This window comes from Neobacillus nitrireducens, assembly GCF_030915405.1.
Taxonomy (GTDB): Bacteria; Bacillota; Bacilli; order Bacillales; family Cytobacillaceae; genus Neobacillus.
In genome coordinates this window covers 2,678,560-2,696,295 of record NZ_CP133262.1, presented here as the reverse complement: position 1 = coordinate 2,696,295, position 17,736 = coordinate 2,678,560, and the positions used below count along the sequence as shown (strand labels likewise).

Sequence of the window (17,736 nt, the reverse complement as noted above, 5' to 3'; positions counted from 1 at the left end):
TATGTGGAAAAAAATAAATCTTCATAGGATCAAAAAAGGGAGGTGTAACATGTGGTAGACGTTTTTACTGAGATCATCATCCAGCGTCCTGTGGATCAAGTTTCAATGTACGCAGCCGACCCTGACAACGCTCCGAATTGGTATGTAAATATTCAATCAGCACAATGGCAAACCGAAAAACCATTGAAAGTGGGCTCAAGGGTTGCCTTTAAAGCGCAATTTCTTGGAAGGGAACTTGCTTATATTTATGAAATAACAGAATTTATTTCTGAAAAAAAGCTAGTGATGAGAACGGCACAGGGACCTTTTCCGATGGAAACAACCTATAATTGGGAGGCTATCGAGGGCAATCGAACGCGAATGACATTAAGAAACAAAGGAAATCCAACCGGTTTTTCTAAAGTCTTCGCGCCAATTATGGCTCCGATGATGAAAAAAGCAAACAGGAAAGATTTAAAGAAAATTAAGGATATCCTTGAATCTGAAAAATAAAAATTCAAAAAGAAAAACGCCACAATTGGGCGTCTAATCAGTTGATCATTGCTGTTCACTGTTTTCTGTGGAATTCGTGAATGCATTTGGGTCAACCGTGTTTGCTCCGTAATCCGGGACATTACTTGCATGCTCTTTATGATACTGGGTTCCTGAACCTTGTTCAGTAGGATCCGTTTTCCTTTTTTGTTGATTGTTTTGTTGATTTGGCATAATCTTCACCTCCTAAACACAAAGAGTAGTATTTGTAGTATGAATGAATTTATTCAATGGGGAAGAAACAATTTGAAACTTTCTCCTGACCTTCTACGTATACTTAGAACAAAGCTTAAAAAGGAGATGTGGGAATGTTCCTAGCAGAACTTCAAGCAGAGGAAAGAAAGGCGTTTCTTGAACTTGCTTCGCTGATTGCCAAAATTGATGGAAAAGTATCTATTTTCGAGAATTCCATACTTATTAAGTACCAAAAAGAAATGGGATTTGAGGATTATAAAATAAAAGGTCTCGAAATTGGGGAAATTCTTAAGGAATTTAAGACTGAACGATCAAAAAATATTGTCTTAACCGAACTCCTTCAACTTATCTATAGCGATGGAGTTTTTCATGATCAAGAAAGCGAAACTATTCAATTCATCAAGTCGTACTTCGGCTTTGATTCCAATGAGTACGGAAGTTTCAAGGATTGGATTGTTAAAATAAAGGAATTAACGGTGTCTAAGGGGAGACATTAGCTTCTTTCGTGCGGTTTTGATTCTTAAAAGAATATAAACAAACTCCGAATTAATAGTGTTTGGAAAACACACAGGCGTAAAAGCTTGTGTGTTTTTTAATTGCAAATAAAATCTAGAGACCAATGATTTTTATATAAAAATTTTGGAATTTTTCGATTTCCATAAATTTATATTGACGGACATTCCTTACATGTTATATATTTTAACATATTAATGTTAGGAAATATAACATAAGGGGCTGATTCTTTGAAAAAGATTGAGGCAATCATTCGACCGGAGAGGCTCACGGAGACGATAAAAGGATTAAAAAAAATAGGAATTACAGGTTTTACGGTTTCACAGGTTGTTGGCAGAGGGAAACAAAAAGATACTCAAGGAGTGTATCGCGGGAAAAATTATCAGGTTACACTCCACCCGAAAGTGAAAATGGAAATTGTGTTATCGGACTATTTGGTAGAGTCTACGATTCAGACAATTGTTAAGTCTGCTCAGACCGGTGAAGATGGTGACGGTAAAATTTATGTCTATCCAATTTTAGAAGCATATAACATTCGGACCGGGACAATTGACTATGATATCGAAGATTTGGCGAAGGGTGAGGGGTGAGCTTTTGGAACTAATGTACATAAATACGGTCTGGGTTGTCCTTGCTGCAGCTATGGTGTTGTTTATGGAAGGTGGATTTAGTTTACTCGAAGCCGGGTTTGTCCGAACAAAAAATGCTGTAAATGTGACGATGAAAATATTTGTAGACTTGACGATAGGAGCTTTGGCATTTTGGCTTATCGGATTTGGGATTATGTTTGGAAAAGATGCATTTGGATTCATTGGGACTAGTCTTCTTGGAAGTCCCGAGAAAATTGCACTTTCTATTGAATTGCCAAGTGTTGCTTTTGTCCTTTTTCAAATGGGATTTGCTGTGGCTTGTGTCTCGATTATTTCGGGAGCAGTAGCTGAACGGATGAATTTTAAAGCCTACGTAGTCACAGCCGCGCTTATTTGTATGATAATCTACCCTCTCTCCGGTCATTGGATCTGGAACAGCGATGGATGGCTAGAGAAGCTTGGAATGAAAGATTTTGCGGGTTCATCCGCGATTCATGCTCTCGGAGGGTTTACGGCTTTCACAATGGCAAAGCTTTTGGGACCGAGAAAAGGAAGGTTTAATTCGGATGGCAGCGTGAATGTTTTTGCCCCCAGTAACATACCTTTAGCTTCAGCAGGTGCCTTTATTTTGTGGTTCGGATGGTTTGCTTTTAATGCAGGAAGTACTTTAGATGCTTCTAGTTCAGCTTTGGCACCTATTGCCATTAATACGATGTTAGCCGGAGCAAGTGGCGGGTCGGCAGCTCTCTTTTTGACGATGAGGAAGTTCGGAAAAGCTGATCCGAGTATGACGATAAATGGAGTATTAGCCGGGCTGGTTGCGATAACTGCCGGATGCGCATATGTTTCTGAATGGAGCGCGATCTTGATTGGAGCTTTAAGTGGTTTAATCGTGATTTATGCCACTCTGTTTGTCGACTATCTAAAGGTGGATGATCCCGTCGGGGCTGTGGCGGTTCATGGGTTCGGTGGTGTGTTTGGAACAATTGCTGTTGGATTCCTTGATCAGTCACAAGGCCTCCTAACAACTGGTGATTTCTCGCTTTTAAAGGTTCAGTTACTAGGTGCGGTAGTGGTTGTTGGCTGGGGGTTAATTGGGGGAACTTTTATTGCAAAGGTATGCGAGAAGACTGTGGGTTTCCGGGCGACGGAACGGGAAGAAGACGAGGGGTTGGATATGTCTTATCATGGGATCCCTGCTTACAATGAATTAGAACGTTTTACCGATATCCCAACCAGCCTCTTTAATTTTGAGGAAACAACAGGTATTACAGTTGCCACGCCTGCTATTAGGAAAGAAAAGGAAGTTGTTTAAATTTGCTGGATTCCCTTCGGGTACTCATAAAATAAATAATTAATCCATAAAAATGGCCCCCTAGATAATAGGGGGCCACATCAATTTTCTATGTGTGTGAATAGATATTTATGGGCTAACTTGATTGGGGATTAGCGCTTGTAAGGTGTGCATCGAACATATCAATGATTTCAAGGAATCGATCTGCTTCACGGAAAACATGGTCTGCTAATAATGGATGAATGATACTTTGTATTTTACATTGCTCAATTAAATCCCGTGCGGTTTTCTTGAAGTCCCGAAGCGATGAGACCGACACACGATTTTGATCTAGGAATTGATCTAAAAGAGGAACGGTTTGCGATTGTGGCTTCATAGATTCTAAGTCCCGTGCTTGGTACAGCAATTGATCAAAATCATTGCTGAAATTTTGAGCTGTATCAACTAGTTTTCTTTCGGACGGATCCAACAGATGCCCAATAAATTTAGCATGATCTGCCATAATCCTTAAGAAGAAAACATTTTCTTTAATAATGGCATCGGCAAGAGGCTTCAACTTACCTTCATTTAATTCAACTAAACGTTTTCTAAAATAATTAGCTTCCCTGCTTGTATGATCAACTAATAGAGGGAAGTTATTCGCCCCTGGCAATTTACATGTGAGGATTAATCCTAGTACTTTTCGCTTAAATGCAAAAATATTAGTTGCTGCTTGTTGTACTTCTGAATTAAACCTTCTTATTTGCTCAGGATCTGTATGATTTGTATAGGAATGTGCGGTTTGTTCGATGCGTTCAAACAATCTGTAAAATTGATTCGCCTCTTGGATTAGTTGAGTATCCTCTGCTCTAAAACCCAATCGAAGAAATAAAGAATGCTCTTTCATGATTCGAGCCCAAAAACGAATTTCATTTAAAGAGCGCTCTACGAACATTCCGGATGTAACACCGGTATCAGGATGTAATGCGCGTTCATCACTACTCATTTCCAACCCCCCCTGAATATACTACGTCCTTACTATTCTTATTAACTTATCCAAATAAAAAGACCATATAAAAATCCGGGGGATATCCTTAAGACCAGAAAAGAGTTAATACGCCTCTATATGTATTGGTGAAAGCCCGATAATTTGGTTTGCTGCTTCATTGAAATGAATCAATCAGCGATGCATGGTCCACATTCCTATTTCCTTAAAACCAAGGCGCTTATATATACGGCCGGCTTCGGGGTTATCGTAAAAAAGACAAAGTGTTTTCCCTTCGTTTAGAACATCCTGAACGACATGTTGCATAATCGATGTGGCGAGACCCTTCTTTCGATATTCCTTCCGGGTGCAGACACCCACAATCATTGCCGACATGGAATTTTCCGCTGTGGTTGAAACGCAAGAAGTGACAATACCATTCTCTTCTGTGAAATAGGTCCGAGATGCATTAGATTCCATCGATTGTTTTAATATATCGCGTGCATCACTTCTTACATAAAATTCATCAATAGATTCGCGAAGTTTTACTATTTGGTCCACATCCTCGATAGTAGCCTTTTTATAACCCACGTTATCTAAAGCCAGAAATTCATTCGTGCGGCATTCAGCAAAGTATGTAACTTGCCTTTTACCGAGCTGCAGGCCGTCAAAACCTTCAAATTTCTCTATAATATCGGACTTTCCTGATAGAAGAATCGGTTGGCTGTACTCTTTCATAATGGATGCAAAACCGTTCGTATCAAAATCTCCTTTAGCATAGGGAATAAAGGATTGATGAAACCGAAGAAGAATAGCAATAATGGTGTCGCTTTCATCAAACTCTGCCCATAGTTCTTGAGTCTCAGATGAGTATCCAAATGCCTCAATATCCCCAATGATAAATAGATTAATAGACGGTTCCTCACTTAAAAAAGCGAGAACCTGTTCATGATCGTGGTCTGTAAGTTTTCGAATCATCTCCAATTCCCCTCCCTGTTCTTAAAGGTAAACAAATATTTGGAAAATTACAATGGTTTCAATGTAAATTTGTTGAATATAAATAAAAATGGCCCAATCCTCATTTTGTTTAGAGGACTGGGCGATTTTTATTCCTTTATAAAAGGATTTTGTCTGTATAAAATAATTATTCTTCTTCTGTATAGGCTTCGGTGGTTGTATCCATGCACTCCCAGCATTCACTTCTATTTCTTTCGAATTTGGACAATTCACTCCCGCAAGAAATGCAAACATCCATAGGTATAGATTCCCCCTTTCATGTAAGTGTTTTCAATAATCAAAGAACGCTTTATATATTTATATTCCGCCATAGCTTGTTAGAGAACCATGATCAAGCATAGCAAAAACAAATAAAGCGTTTACCATATTTTTTTCCGAAAGGGTCTTAGCAAATGAGTCTAAACCGATGCAGTACTTTTTCATATTAATATAGTAATAAACTTCTAGGAGGTGGAAACTTAGTGAAACGTAGAAAAAAGAGCTTCCTCTCATTTTGTCTTTTTCCAGGTTATCGTTGGTGCGGGCCTGGATGCAGCGGTCCGGGAAGACCGATTAATGATGTGGATGGCTGCTGCTATCAGCATGACCGCTGTCTGAGCCAAGGGAATTCACCATGTTACTGTGATAAACAATTTATGAAATGCCTTAAATCAAAAATTACTCCGCATACGCAAAAAGGTAGAAATGCACGCTTAATGTACGGATTTATGAAAATGAAGACCACGTTCACCTGTACAAAATAGATGCTGTGTCGTTAAAATATGTTTTTTTTAACAAAAATAAAATAAAGATAGTCCGAAATCAATTTGTCCAACCACTCTAAATTCGTTAAACTATAAAAGATGAACATTTGTCGGTATATTACTTTGAATATAGAGTGGGAGAGATTGAATGAATAAAAGAGTAGTGATTACAGGTATTGGGGCCGTCACTCCTTTGGGGAATGATGCTCATACAACATGGGAACAGATTAAAAGTGGTGTTTCAGGAATTGGCCCGGCAACCCTTTTTGATGTTGACCAAGTGGACGTTAAGATTGCAGCGGAAGTAAAAGGCTTTGCACCAGAAGAATTTATGGATAAAAAAGAATCAAGAAGAATGGGGCGTTATAGCCAGTTTGCGATTGCCGCGAGTCAAATGGCTGTAAAGGATGCAGGCATCCAAATCGGTGAGAATATTCAGCCTGAACGAGTCGGTGTTTGGATTGGATCAGGGATTGGCGGGTTAGCTGAATTCGAAGAACAACATCGGAAATTTATTGAAAAAGGTCAAAGAAGGGTTAACCCGTTTACGATTCCGATGTTTATCCCTGACATGGCAGCTGGACAAGTCTCGATTGCACTTGGAGCGAAAGGGATCAACAATTGTTCCGTAACCGCATGTGCCTCAGGTGCCAATTCCATTGGTGATGCATTCCGTGTGATTCAAAAGGGGGATGTGGATGCAATGATTGCCGGTGGAACTGAAGCAACGATTACTGCGATGACCGTTGCTGGATTTTCTAATATGACCGCTCTTACCAAAAATCCAGATCCTAAAACAGCAAGCCGTCCGTTTGATAAGAATCGTGATGGATTTGTCATCGGGGAAGGCGCAGGGATTGTCTTCCTGGAAGAATTAGAGCATGCAATCGCCCGTGGTGCTGCCATATATGGCGAACTAATTGGATATGGAGCTACCGGTGATGCCCATCACATTACGACTCCGGCACCTGAAGGAGAAGGTGCAGGTAGGGCAATGAAGCTTGCTATAAATGATGCGGGCATTTCCCCGGAACAAGTCGACTATATCAATGCACATGGAACGTCCACTCCTTATAATGATCTGTATGAAACGTTAGCCATTAAAGAAGTCTTCAAAGAACATGCCTATACTTTATCTGTAAGCTCGACGAAATCAATGACGGGACACATGTTGGGAGCTACAGGGGCTATTGAAGCCATTTTTTCTCTTTTAGCTATTAAGGAAGGAATCATCCCTCCGACCATCAACTATGAAACACCGGATGAGCAACTTGATTTAGATTATGTCCCTAACGTGGCAAAGAAAAAGGATGTCCAAGTAGTATTATCGAACTCCTTAGGATTTGGCGGACATAATGCCACATTAATTTTTAAAAAATTTACCGAATAACCATAAATAGTGCAAAAAGGGGTCTAAAATATCTTTTTAGAACCCTTTTTTTACGGTTTTTTCAAAAGGAGACCTTAAATGTCTCGACAATATCTACCAAAAATAAAACTAATCAAACGTTTGATTAAATACCCATGACCTCTTATAAATAAAGGGTTCAACCTTTATTTGAATCAAATCCTTGTCGACCGTTTAAATTTTTCCTCTATGAAAATAAAAAATCATGTCGAAACAAGGATTTTCTTAGTGAAATACTCACTCTTCGACATATTTCCTGATAATTCCTTACTAACTAAACGTTTGATTAGATATAAGATAAACCTTTATCAAAAGGATTTTTCCTGGGAAATGAAGAAAAGAATGTCGAAATCCGCATCGACAAAATAAGCCCAGGTAAACTTTAGCCATAATTAAAAGGGAATAATATTTGAATAAAGACACCAATTTTTGAATATTACAATACAAAGATAATCAGGTAGAGTGAGGGATGTACGTGAGGATATTGGTGACTGGTTCAACAGGACAACTAGGCTCAAAGTATAGATGTTGGTGAATTTGCCAATCATTTAATTGACTTTATTAATAAAGAACCACAAGGAAGAACAGAAGACTTTGGTGGGCCAAATATAATGACGTTAAGAGAAATGGCCGAGCTTAAAATTAAGATAAATAATGAAACAAATAAGGTTTTAAACATTTCTTCACCAGGAAAACTTTACAAATCTTTCTACGATGGGAAAAACACTAATTTTAGCCAAAAAATAGGGAAAGTCACATTTGAGGAATATTTAAGAGATTAAGGTAGGGAAGGTTGTGAGTAAGCCGTACACTTTTGGAGTACCCGCAAGGGAAAACGCAATTATAGAAGGTGGAATTATCGTAATCCAAATTCATAAAAAAAGCCCGTTTAAATAAGAAGCCTTTACCTTAATTAAGTAACTAGCGGAAGTAAGATAAGCGGAGATTTTCCGGTTAAAAGCAAAATAGAACTTGTTACGAGGTAAATAAGGGGAGGTTTTCCGCTTATGCATAGCCAAATCCTCCATTTTCACGTTTAATGATTCAATAGGCGGAATCTCTCCGTCTATTTTAGCTATTTTTGATAATATTCACTAATTAGGCGGAATTTCTCCGTCTAAAAATATCAATAAAAAAACAAAGCGAATTCCTACGCGAATTGCTTTGCTTTTATACTGACTTTTATTGTTGCGGGTACCTTGAAAGAGAACGGCTTAGGTTGTGAGATACTTTTTTTTATTTCCTGAACAAGATCGTGGAGTTACATACTGATAAACTATCAGGCAGTTAGATATTAAACTGGGAACGGCAGTTTTCTGTCGTTTTTTTTGTTATGAAATTAGATATCATATCAAACAATAATCATTATTTATTAGGTATGCCTAGAGAATTGTCCAGTTCTAGGCCTGCAACGAGTAAACCTTGATATTTCTTCCTTACGATAAGTCAACAAAGAATCGCAAAAAAGTTGCGATTCGTATTGTCTAGCTGCAGCGCCTAGGGGCTCGAGGTCATAGGACTAGCCGTCAAGAAGGTAAAGAGCGACCTACTCGCCGGCTAGTCTAATGCTTGTCGTCCTTGTTCAAGGCGCTTCCGCTTTCCTATTTTCTTTTTCTTAGTCAAATAGCTCAAATCTGTAGCTAATTAGGCTTATGCTTTTTTTATTTGTTTGCTTCGTAACTGGCCGCAAGCGGCATCAATGTCAGTTCCGTGTTCTTGGCGGATTTTGCAATTTACCCCGCCTTTTTTTAACGTATCATAAAAGGATAGCACTGATTCCTGCTCACTTCGTTGATATTGACTATGTTCATCCACCGGATTATAGGGGATTAAATTAACATAGACCTGCTGTTCAAGCGGATGAAGAAGTTCGGCCAGCTGTTCGGCTTCTTGCTTATGATCGTTTACATCCCGTAGCAGAATGTATTCGATCGTAATCCGGCGGTTTGTTTTTTCGATATAATACTCCATTGCCTTCATTAATTTTTCAATCGGAATGGCACGGTTTATTTTCATAATGCGGGTCCGGAGCTCATTGTTGGGCGCATGCAAGGAGACGGCTAGGTTTACTTGCAGCTTCGTATCCGTGAATTCATATAGCTTATCAGCAAGACCACTGGTGGATACGGTGATCCGCCTAGCCGCAATCGCGAGACCTTTATCATCTTTGATGACCTTAATGAAGTCTAATAGATTTTCAAAATTATCAAAGGGTTCACCAATGCCCATCACAACTACATGACTGACCGTTTCCCGTTGACCTTTTTTATCCAGATGCAGTTGAACGTTCATAATCTGCTCAACAATTTCTCCACTTGATAAATCTCTGCTTTTCGCTAATAAACCACTCGCGCAAAAACTACAGCCGATGTTACAGCCTACTTGCGTTGTCACACAAACAGAAAGGCCGTATTTCTGCCGCATTAACACGGTTTCAATCAAGTTGCCCTCCTGCAATTTAAACAAGAATTTAATCGTGCCGTCCGCCGATTCCTGCTTAATATGCACCTGTAGGGTCTGGATGACGAAATGGTCTGATAGTAATTGAAGACACGCTGGATTGACATCCGTCATCTCCGTGAATGCTGTCACACGTTTTCGATAAAGATATTCCCAAACTTTCTGTGCCCGCGACTTCTTCTCACCGTGCTGGGTAAGCCAGGCTTCCAATTGATCTATAGTTAATCCATATATAGACTGTTTATTCATACGTTCCCCTCTTTTCGTAACGATACAACTTACTAATATTTATCTTTCTTACCCAAATTGTAATCTATTATTTGCATAAAAACTCTTATAAGAGCTTATCCAACTCTTCACCAGATGTAAAATTTAAAAACATTATCTATTATACCAAGAAAACACATATAATAAAAAATTACCTAAAATTGGTTGCGGGAAAGGGCGTGGTGTCAGGCACCAACATGGTGCCTGACACCACGATATAATAAATTGTAGCCGTTGGAGCGTGACAGGGTCAGTCTCTAGCTTTATAATAAAATGAACTTTAAAAACTTTTGAAACTACAAAGACTTGTTTTCATTTTATTGCATAACTGGAGGATTACAAAGCATGGCAACAGAAGGGACATTTAATGGTGTCGCTGGAGCAGAACTATTTTTTCGGGTGATCGAACCATTATCAGCTCCAAAAGCTGCGGTTATTTTAGTGCACGGACATGGCGACCATAGTGGAGGGCTGCGGAATCTTAGCGCAAGCTTGGTTAATAATGAATATATTGTTTATGCCCTTGATTTACGCGGTCATGGAAAAAGCACCGGTAAAAGGGGATTTATACGGAATTGGGATGAATTTAGAGGGGATTTACATGCGTTTCGGAAACTTGTTTCTCTCGATCAACCCGACCTGCCTTTATATATTGTCGGGCACAGTATGGGTGGCCTAATTGCACTTGAGTATGCATTAGATTATAGTTCAGGTATCTCAGGAATGATCGCAATTTCTCCGGCTATTTCTTACGAAGTGACACCATTTGAACAGTTTGGGATAACCTTAATGGGTAAGGTTAAACCAGACTACACGATCAATAAATTGGCAAATACTCGAATGCTTTTGAAAAAAAATTCGGAGCTACATGCGAAATATTATAGCGATCGTCTGCGTCATAATACCGTTACACCTGGATTGGGCAGTGAATTAATTCAGGCGGTTTCACGAACAGTAAATCAGGCGCAGTCCATTAAACTGCCATTATTATTGCAATACGGACTGGATGATAAAATTACCCCGCCAACAAAGCTAAGACAATTTTTCCACCAAGTGGCATCCACAGACAAACAGCTATATGAGTACGCCCTAGTCAAGCATCGTCCCTTTGATGGAGTGGGAAGAGAGAAGTTTTTAGGAGATTTGGTCGGCTGGTTAGACCAGCAGCTGGAGAAAAAACAAAAGGTGCTATACAGGGAGATGGTTAGAGTATAGTAAGGATACTATTTTTGGGGAAGCAGGGCCTTTTATAAAAAGAAAATTTTTATCTACCACAGCATAGGCTGTGGTATTTTTGGTATTTGAAGTTTTCATGGAACCTTATCTTTCTGGCTTAATCCAATTACTACCTCCAATTCACCTGATGCCACCTTATCGAGATGCCACCACCATTCATCTAGCAGTTCGACCGAATCGGAGTAACACCTTCACCATATTCTTCAATATCCCTCAAGAATTTCATTACTCCCACACATCATTAATTTTTCCGATAAATCTATATCCTTTTGAAGGATCTAAATAGTTCTGACTTAAATGATATTTATCCTTTTAAGGTTTCCAAGGTTGACAGAATAATTTAATGATTCTATTATTTAATTGTTAACATTGTTATGATTTTAGTTTACAATCAAAAGACATATGGTTGGAGCTTCGGAACTTTGGAATATTGGGAATTTATCTGATTGGCATGGTAAATGAAATAAAATGGAGGGATAAAGATGAATAAATGGATGGAACTTGCTAATCGTGTGTTAGATGGGGAGGAAATAACAAATCAGGAGGCCCTTTCAATTTTAGATTGCCCTGATGATGACGTACTTTTACTAATGCATGCTACCTTTCAAATTAGAAAGCGATATTATGGAACAAAAGTAAAGCTTAATATGATCATGAATGCAAAATCCGGACTATGTCCCGAAAATTGTGGCTATTGCTCTCAATCTTCGATTTCGACAGCACCGATTAATTCTTACAGAATGGTAGATAAGGATACTATAATTGAAGGAGCAAAACGTGCACATGATTTAAATATAGGGACATACTGTATTGTTGCTAGTGGTAGAGGGCCATCTAATAAAGATGTAGATCACGTGGTGGACGCAGTTAAAGAAATAAAGACAACATATGGATTGAAAGTTTGTGCCTGCCTAGGGCTGTTAAAACCTGACCAAGCAAAGCGACTGAAGGAAGCCGGTGTAGATCGTTACAATCATAATATCAATACGTCTGCAAGCAATCATGCAAACATCACAACTTCACATACATACGATGATCGAATCACTACGGTGGAAACGGTAAAAAAATACGGAATGTCCCCATGTTCAGGTGTTATTGTAGGGATGAAGGAGACAAAGCAGGATGTAGTCGATATGGCTAACAGCTTAAAAGCACTTAATGCGGATTCAATTCCGATTAATTTTTTACATGCGATTGATGGTACTCCGTTAGAAGGAGTAAAAGAATTGAACCCACTTTATTGTTTAAAGGTTTTGGCGTTATTTCGTTTTATCAATCCAACAAAGGAAATTCGAATATCAGGTGGACGAGAAGTCAACCTTCGTTCACTCCAAGCATTGGGTTTATATGCAGCCAATTCCATCTTTGTCGGTGATTACTTAACAACTGCCGGACAAGCTGAATCGGAAGATCACAAAATGTTACATGATTTAGGATTTGAAGTAGAATCCGTAGAAGAAATGAAAGCTAGCCTTAGCTAGAGGGTTTATTGTAATACAAAATCACAGCAAGAGACACCTCGGCCGAAGTCCAATGGTGTCTCTTTTTTAAAACGCAAATCCTTTATAGCCAGCCGCCAATTTGTAATAATGTCAGGGCAATCTCCACGACAATCAGAGTTACGATGATCCATTCCACGAATAAACCACGGATCGAATGGCTAATGGTGGAAAATCCATCCATGATATTATATAAAATATCCGTTTTGCTTTTTAAAATTTTATATCGATCATTCAACTCAAAAAACTCAACCATCCGGTCATAGAAATCGCCTGCTGTGCTGCTCGTCCAGGTTATATCAGGCTTATCCAAAATCATGATATAAGCTAGCGTATTATACTCGTGGCGGACGATTTTGGCAGTGGTCCTGGCCAATTCCTTGTTACCAATCCGAAGCTTGCCTTTCTCCAGCCGGTCGATCATGGTTTCGAGCTTATCGTGGATTTTCCCGAGTTGTTCCTCTGTTTTCTCAAGCGCCACTGATTTAGCGATCACGGTAGAAATCAATTCAGGGTAAAAATCCTCATATTCAGGCACCATCACATATTCGTCGGTTAATTCAATACTCTCCGCTTCACTGATATGAAGGCAGTAATCATCGGTATATCTATCGGCCTGTTCAATGTCAAAATCCGGTTCAAAGGAATGGATGTAGTGCAATAAGCTCTTTATTTCATCTGCGTGTTTGTGATTAGTAAAGACAATGCTGCCAAACGAAAAAACTAGCACCATTTGCGATTCGTCCACTTCCTGACCAAGGATCGATTCTAGAATCTCGCCTTTTAAGATCAAAGGCTGTTCCCAGGTGAATTTCTTAGGAATACCGCAATGGATGGCAATCTTGTTCAAATCAATTTCATGCGTAATGGCAAATGCTTTAAAGGTAATTTCTTTCACTTGGATCACCTTTCCAATGAATTGTACTTGTCCTTCTTTTGATTCTATTCTATCCTACTTAAAAACATGCTGCATAGTTCTAGCATTATAAAAAAAGGATTTAAATTAGTGAAAGTTTTCTAGATATCATTTAACAATATTCCATCTTAGGTTCGGCCAATGCGCATATTAATCCCTTTAATTGGAAAAATACACATAGTTAATTAAAGGGGGCCTTGATGATGGTTCGGTTCCGTAAACGAATGAAGTTTCACGAAATGAAAAAGATGACTTCACTGCCTTCTGAAGAAGAAAATAACGAACCGTTTAGTTCGGATCTTTCAAAAAATGAGCAAATTTTACGAGATTTGTTTCAAAAATGCTCTGATTTTGTTATTCGTCCTATTTATATAACTGGAAAACCTAAAATACTTCTAATGTATTTAGATGGGTTAACAGACACAATAACACTGGAAAATATTCTGTTAAAGCCTATTTTATCGGATGGTTTTCCCAACGAATTAGGTGAATTTCGTCCAATTGTACAAATAATGAAGGAGCAACTCTTTTCTGCCACTCCAGTTAAAACTGTTTTACATATGAACGACCTGGTCAACGGAATCTTGAAGGCGAATGTTGGAATGTTAATAGATGGAGAGTCCGAGGCTTTACTTGCCAGTTTAACAGGATTTGAAAAGCGCAATGTAGAAGAACCAGCGACAGAAGTTGTTATTAGAGGTCCGAGAGAAGGGTTTACTGAATCAATACGGACAAATATCACCCTTCTACGCAGAAGAATTCGAAGTACAAGACTGAAATTCGAACCCCTCTCGATTGGCGAGCTTTCTCAAACGGATGTTGTAATTGCTTATATTGAGGGGATTGCTCGTGATTCCCTGTTGGATGAGGTCCGCAAACGACTAAACCGCATTAAAATTGACGCCATACTAGAATCAGAATATATCGAGGAATTTATTGAAGACGTGCCTCATTCTCCGTTCCCACAAATCCAAAATACCGAAAGGCCTGATATTATCATTGCCAACCTGCTGGAGGGAAAGGTAGCGATTCTCGTCGATAACACTCCCTTTGCCCTCATTGTACCAATGACATTTTGGGATGGAATGCAGGCGGTTGAAGATTACTATGAACGGCCTATCTATACCAGCTTCATCCGGCTGGTTCGTTATGTTATGTTTAATGTTACTCTCTTTTTACCATCTGTCTATGTCGCCCTTACAACCTATCATCCTAAACTTATACCGACTAAACTTCTTATTAGTGTAGCCGCAGCCCGGGAAGGTGTCCCATTTCCAACAATCATCGAAGCACTGCTCATGGAATTTGTGTTTGAAGGTCTAAGGGAAGCAGGGATTCGACTGCCAAAAGCGGTCGGACAAGCCGTCAGTATTGTCGGAGCACTTGTCGTCGGCCAGGCTGCTGTACAAGCAGGAATCGTTTCCGCTCCGACGGTCATTGTGGTGGCCACAACTGGAATTGCCTCCTTTTCGATTCCGCGTTACAATCTGGGAACTGCACTCCGGCTTATTAGGTTCGCCATGCTGATATTAGCGGGAATCTTCGGTTTTTATGGTATTACCCTAGGTTTTATTACGCTGACCATCCATCTGGTTAACCTGCGCTCTTTTGGGGTTCCGTACTTTACTCCGGTGGCACCACAGATTCCCCGCGATTTAAAGGATGTATTAATCAGGTCACCCCGATGGGCTTTACAGACTGGTCCAATCTTTACATTTGGCAGGAATAAACAGCGGGTTCCTCCCGGTCAAAAGCCAGATTCCCAAAAAGGAGGAAGAGACGATTGAAGAAGATCATTCTTCGTTTAGGATTATGTTTGTCTGTCCTTTTTATCACTGGTTGCTGGGATCGCAAGGAATTAAATGAACAGGCCATTTGGATTGGGTCAGGTTGGGATGTTGCTAAAAATGGCGGCATAGAAGTCAGCGGACAGATTGTCATTCCCTCTAACATTCAAACCCAAGGCGGTGGGGGTGGAACGATGCAAAAGGGTTTTTTTACGATCTCTGCAATTGGGAAAAATCTAACTGACGCCTTGCAAAACATCCAGACAAAACTTCCAAGGCAGGCTTTAGCTGGACAGCGGCGTGTGATGATATTCGGGGAACCATTTGCTAGACGGGGAATAAAAAGAGAATTAGACAACAATCAACGGCGTGCCGAGGTCAATTTGCGGACAGATGTCTTTGTGATTAAAGGGGCGACAGCAAAGAAAGCCCTTTCTGTATCCAATCCGTTAGAAAAACCACCTATTACTGCTCCATTAGGTGAACATGAACAAAGTGGCGGCAGAGGGAACACGGCTTATTTAGATCTCCTCATGGCCGCTACCAGTGACGGTTTACGCCCTTCTATTCCTGTTCTTGAATTCAGCAGTACCCAAGGTGGGAAACGCAAAGATAAAGAATCAGCTAACCCCCCGCTGCTTAGGATTGCTGGTGTTGCTATATTTGATAAAAACCTTAAAATGCAAGGAATTTTGAATATGGAAGAATACAGGGATGTGCTTTGGGTGATGGGAATCCAAAAATTTTTAGCCATTGGAGTTAAAAAAGAGGATGTCAACGCTAGTCTCACTGTAGACAAACTCAGCAGTAAAATTGAACCACATATAAGTAAAAATCAGCAGATTACATTCACTATCACCCTAAAAGGTGACGGTTCCCTGAAGGAAAATAATTCAGGGTTGGACGTTAGGAATCCAAAAAATCTTAAACAGCTTGAAAAGGAATTTGAAAAAACTTCACAAAAACAAGTTCAACAAATGGTTACAAAGGTACAAAAAGAATACGGCCTTGATATCTTTGGATTGGGGGAAGTGATCCACCGAAAGAATCCAAACAAATGGAAATTATTGAAGCATGATTGGGACAAGAAATTTTCAGAGGCGACCATTTTAGTGAAAACAGACTTAAGGATCAAAGAGATTGGAATGGATGGACCCTCATTATTGTATAAAGAAAGTGAGATAAAAAGATGAAAATTTCAGGGCTGCAAGTTTTTTGGCTAATGTTTACTTTTGAAACGGGAAATATGATTCTGCTTACCCTTTCCCCAACTTTTCAGGACGCTAAACAGGATGCTTGGATTTCCTATTTGCTCGCTGCCATATTGGGAATCCTAATTGTGTTTGTTTCCTCTAAAGCAGCCCTGCTATATCCCGGTAAGACACTTATTGAATACAGTAAGCTTATATTTGGCAAGTGGCTGGGAATTCTGATTGTGATTGTCTATCTTATTCAATGGTATTCTGTATTAGGCGATATTTTAAGAGAATTTGCGGAATTCACGATAACGATTCTTCTTCCCACCACACCTATGTGGGTATTGGTATTAACCATGCTGTTGTTACTAATTTATATAACTTACAGCGGTGGAATTGAAGGAATTGGACGGTGCAGCGAAGTGTTTGGTCCCATCATCCTCCTATCTGTATTGATTTTGTTGATTTTATCCGTGTCAATTTTCAATTACAAAAATTTTTTACCTGTTTTTTCAGATACAGGCTTCGTACCTATACTTAAAGGGACCCTGCATCCGCTGTCGTTTTTGGGAGAGTCAGTCATGATGTTGATGCTTCTCTCATTTATGGATCAGCCAAACAAGGGTCCAAAAAGAGCCGTTTGGGGAATTGCCGCAGCCTCCTGTTTAGTGAGTACCGTCGCGATTTGGGTATTGCTGGTTTTGGGCCCTGAGATTGCATCGGGACTGCGTCACCCTGCTTTTGATGCAGTCAGCTACATTACCGTCATGGATTTTATTCAAAATTTAGAAATTATTGCGGTTCTAATCTGGATCCTTAGTGTTTTTATTAAGCTATCGCTTTACTTCTTTTTAGCCAATTATGGCACAGCACAATTGTTCCATATAAAAAAATGGCGGAAATTAATCTGGGTTACTTCGACATTCTTTTTTATTTTAGCCATCATTTTTCCAAACCCTACCTATACCTACATCTTTGATAATACCTATTGGATCTATTTTGCCCTGCCTGTCAATATGGTGGGTATTCCACTTTTACTATGGTTTGTTGGAAGTCTACGCAAAAAAATTCAAGCAAATCATTAATCCAAAAGGGGAAGTTATTGTTGGTCTTTTGCTTA

At 39.4% G+C, this 17,736-nt stretch carries 17 protein-coding genes; 12 read left to right on the top strand and 5 right to left on the bottom strand.

Translation table 11 applies throughout. The annotated features are described in order from the left end of the window. Positions 1 to 51 precede the first annotated feature (51 nt). A complete protein-coding gene (locus RCG22_RS12975) occupies positions 52 to 492 on the top strand; it encodes an SRPBCC family protein (RefSeq protein ID WP_308103298.1) in 441 nt (146 codons plus the stop codon). Positions 493 to 537: 45 nt separating this feature from the next. Here the strand turns inward: RCG22_RS12975 and RCG22_RS12970 are convergent, their stop codons facing one another. Next, complete coding sequence (locus RCG22_RS12970; RefSeq protein ID WP_176525598.1) at positions 538 to 705, bottom strand: hypothetical protein; 168 nt, start codon at positions 703 to 705, stop codon at positions 538 to 540. Positions 706 to 839: 134 nt separating this feature from the next. Between RCG22_RS12970 and RCG22_RS12965 the strand changes: the two genes are divergently transcribed. The 3 genes from RCG22_RS12965 to RCG22_RS12955 all read left to right on the top strand — a co-directional run bounded on the left by RCG22_RS12965 (position 840) and on the right by RCG22_RS12955 (position 3,144). Then, positions 840 to 1,223, top strand: coding sequence for a hypothetical protein (locus RCG22_RS12965; protein WP_308103297.1), 384 nt, complete (start codon positions 840 to 842; stop codon positions 1,221 to 1,223). Positions 1,224 to 1,469: 246 nt separating this feature from the next. Then, complete coding sequence (locus RCG22_RS12960; RefSeq protein WP_308103296.1) at positions 1,470 to 1,829, top strand: P-II family nitrogen regulator; 360 nt, start codon at positions 1,470 to 1,472, stop codon at positions 1,827 to 1,829. A gap of 4 nt (positions 1,830 to 1,833) precedes the next feature. Next, entirely contained in the window at positions 1,834 to 3,144 is a 1,311-nt protein-coding gene (locus RCG22_RS12955; RefSeq protein WP_308103295.1) for an ammonium transporter, read from the top strand. Positions 3,145 to 3,259: 115 nt separating this feature from the next. Here RCG22_RS12955 and RCG22_RS12950 read toward each other — a convergent pair whose 3' ends face one another. Next, positions 3,260 to 4,108, bottom strand: coding sequence for a DUF2935 domain-containing protein (locus RCG22_RS12950; RefSeq protein ID WP_308103294.1), 849 nt, complete (start codon positions 4,106 to 4,108; stop codon positions 3,260 to 3,262). A gap of 174 nt (positions 4,109 to 4,282) precedes the next feature. After that, on the bottom strand, positions 4,283 to 5,065 hold the full coding sequence (locus RCG22_RS12945; protein WP_308103293.1) for a GNAT family N-acetyltransferase: 783 nt from the start codon (positions 5,063 to 5,065) through the stop codon (positions 4,283 to 4,285). Between the two features lie 500 nt (positions 5,066 to 5,565). Between RCG22_RS12945 and RCG22_RS12940 the strand changes: the two genes are divergently transcribed. From RCG22_RS12940 to RCG22_RS12930, 3 genes are all read left to right on the top strand, one after another. Next, positions 5,566 to 5,847, top strand: coding sequence for a phospholipase A2 family protein (locus RCG22_RS12940; protein ID WP_308103292.1), 282 nt, complete (start codon positions 5,566 to 5,568; stop codon positions 5,845 to 5,847). Between the two features lie 148 nt (positions 5,848 to 5,995). Beyond that, on the top strand, positions 5,996 to 7,237 hold the full coding sequence (gene fabF, locus RCG22_RS12935; protein ID WP_308103291.1) for a beta-ketoacyl-ACP synthase II: 1,242 nt from the start codon (positions 5,996 to 5,998) through the stop codon (positions 7,235 to 7,237). Between the two features lie 629 nt (positions 7,238 to 7,866). After that, a complete protein-coding gene (locus tag RCG22_RS12930) occupies positions 7,867 to 8,037 on the top strand; it encodes a hypothetical protein (protein WP_308103290.1) in 171 nt (56 codons plus the stop codon). A gap of 868 nt (positions 8,038 to 8,905) precedes the next feature. On the opposite strand, the gene rlmN is transcribed toward RCG22_RS12930, so the two are convergent. After that, on the bottom strand, positions 8,906 to 9,964 hold the full coding sequence (gene rlmN / locus RCG22_RS12925; protein WP_308103288.1) for a dual-specificity RNA methyltransferase RlmN: 1,059 nt from the start codon (positions 9,962 to 9,964) through the stop codon (positions 8,906 to 8,908). 363 nt (positions 9,965 to 10,327) lie between these two features. Here rlmN and RCG22_RS12920 point away from each other — a divergent pair, with 363 nt between their 5' ends. Together RCG22_RS12920 and bioB are read left to right on the top strand one after the other, a co-directional pair. Beyond that, the gene (locus RCG22_RS12920) at positions 10,328 to 11,197 is read left to right on the top strand and encodes an alpha/beta hydrolase (RefSeq protein ID WP_308103287.1); all 870 of its coding nucleotides are present in this window, start codon (positions 10,328 to 10,330) and stop codon (positions 11,195 to 11,197) included. Between the two features lie 503 nt (positions 11,198 to 11,700). Then, positions 11,701 to 12,699, top strand: coding sequence for a biotin synthase BioB (gene bioB / locus RCG22_RS12915; protein ID WP_308103286.1), 999 nt, complete (start codon positions 11,701 to 11,703; stop codon positions 12,697 to 12,699). Positions 12,700 to 12,781: 82 nt separating this feature from the next. On the opposite strand, the gene RCG22_RS12910 is transcribed toward bioB, so the two are convergent. Then, complete coding sequence (locus RCG22_RS12910; protein ID WP_308103285.1) at positions 12,782 to 13,615, bottom strand: RMD1 family protein; 834 nt, start codon at positions 13,613 to 13,615, stop codon at positions 12,782 to 12,784. Between the two features lie 218 nt (positions 13,616 to 13,833). Between RCG22_RS12910 and RCG22_RS12905 the strand changes: the two genes are divergently transcribed. From RCG22_RS12905 to RCG22_RS12895, 3 genes are read left to right on the top strand one after another with little or no spacing between them, the layout of a single operon-like run. After that, positions 13,834 to 15,420, top strand: coding sequence for a spore germination protein (locus tag RCG22_RS12905; RefSeq protein WP_374049357.1), 1,587 nt, complete (start codon positions 13,834 to 13,836; stop codon positions 15,418 to 15,420). Beyond that, positions 15,417 to 16,613, top strand: a complete 1,197-nt coding sequence (locus RCG22_RS12900; protein ID WP_308103284.1) for a Ger(x)C family spore germination protein — start codon at positions 15,417 to 15,419, stop codon at positions 16,611 to 16,613. The genes RCG22_RS12905 and RCG22_RS12900 overlap by 4 nt, the downstream gene beginning before the upstream one ends. Continuing rightward, on the top strand, positions 16,610 to 17,701 hold the full coding sequence (locus tag RCG22_RS12895; protein ID WP_308103283.1) for a GerAB/ArcD/ProY family transporter: 1,092 nt from the start codon (positions 16,610 to 16,612) through the stop codon (positions 17,699 to 17,701). Before RCG22_RS12900 ends, RCG22_RS12895 begins: the two co-directional genes overlap by 4 nt. The last annotated feature ends 35 nt before the right edge of the window (positions 17,702 to 17,736 follow it).

Bases quoted from the DNA above. Each gene is read 5' to 3' on its own strand.
- RCG22_RS12970 (WP_176525598.1), bottom strand. From the start codon at position 705: ATGCCAAATCAACAAAACAATCAACAAAAAAGGAAAACGGATCCTACT.
- RCG22_RS12965 (WP_308103297.1), top strand. From the start codon at position 840: ATGTTCCTAGCAGAACTTCAAGCAGAGGAAAGAAAGGCGTTTCTTGAA.
- RCG22_RS12950 (WP_308103294.1), bottom strand. From the start codon at position 4,108: ATGAGTAGTGATGAACGCGCATTACATCCTGATACCGGTGTTACATCC.
- RCG22_RS12945 (WP_308103293.1), bottom strand. From the start codon at position 5,065: ATGATTCGAAAACTTACAGACCACGATCATGAACAGGTTCTCGCTTTT.
- fabF (WP_308103291.1), top strand. From the start codon at position 5,996: ATGAATAAAAGAGTAGTGATTACAGGTATTGGGGCCGTCACTCCTTTG.
- RCG22_RS12930 (WP_308103290.1), top strand. From the start codon at position 7,867: ATGACGTTAAGAGAAATGGCCGAGCTTAAAATTAAGATAAATAATGAA.
- rlmN (WP_308103288.1), bottom strand. From the start codon at position 9,964: ATGAATAAACAGTCTATATATGGATTAACTATAGATCAATTGGAAGCC.
- RCG22_RS12920 (WP_308103287.1), top strand. From the start codon at position 10,328: ATGGCAACAGAAGGGACATTTAATGGTGTCGCTGGAGCAGAACTATTT.
- bioB (WP_308103286.1), top strand. From the start codon at position 11,701: ATGAATAAATGGATGGAACTTGCTAATCGTGTGTTAGATGGGGAGGAA.
- RCG22_RS12905 (WP_374049357.1), top strand. From the start codon at position 13,834: ATGATGGTTCGGTTCCGTAAACGAATGAAGTTTCACGAAATGAAAAAG.
- RCG22_RS12895 (WP_308103283.1), top strand. From the start codon at position 16,610: ATGAAAATTTCAGGGCTGCAAGTTTTTTGGCTAATGTTTACTTTTGAA.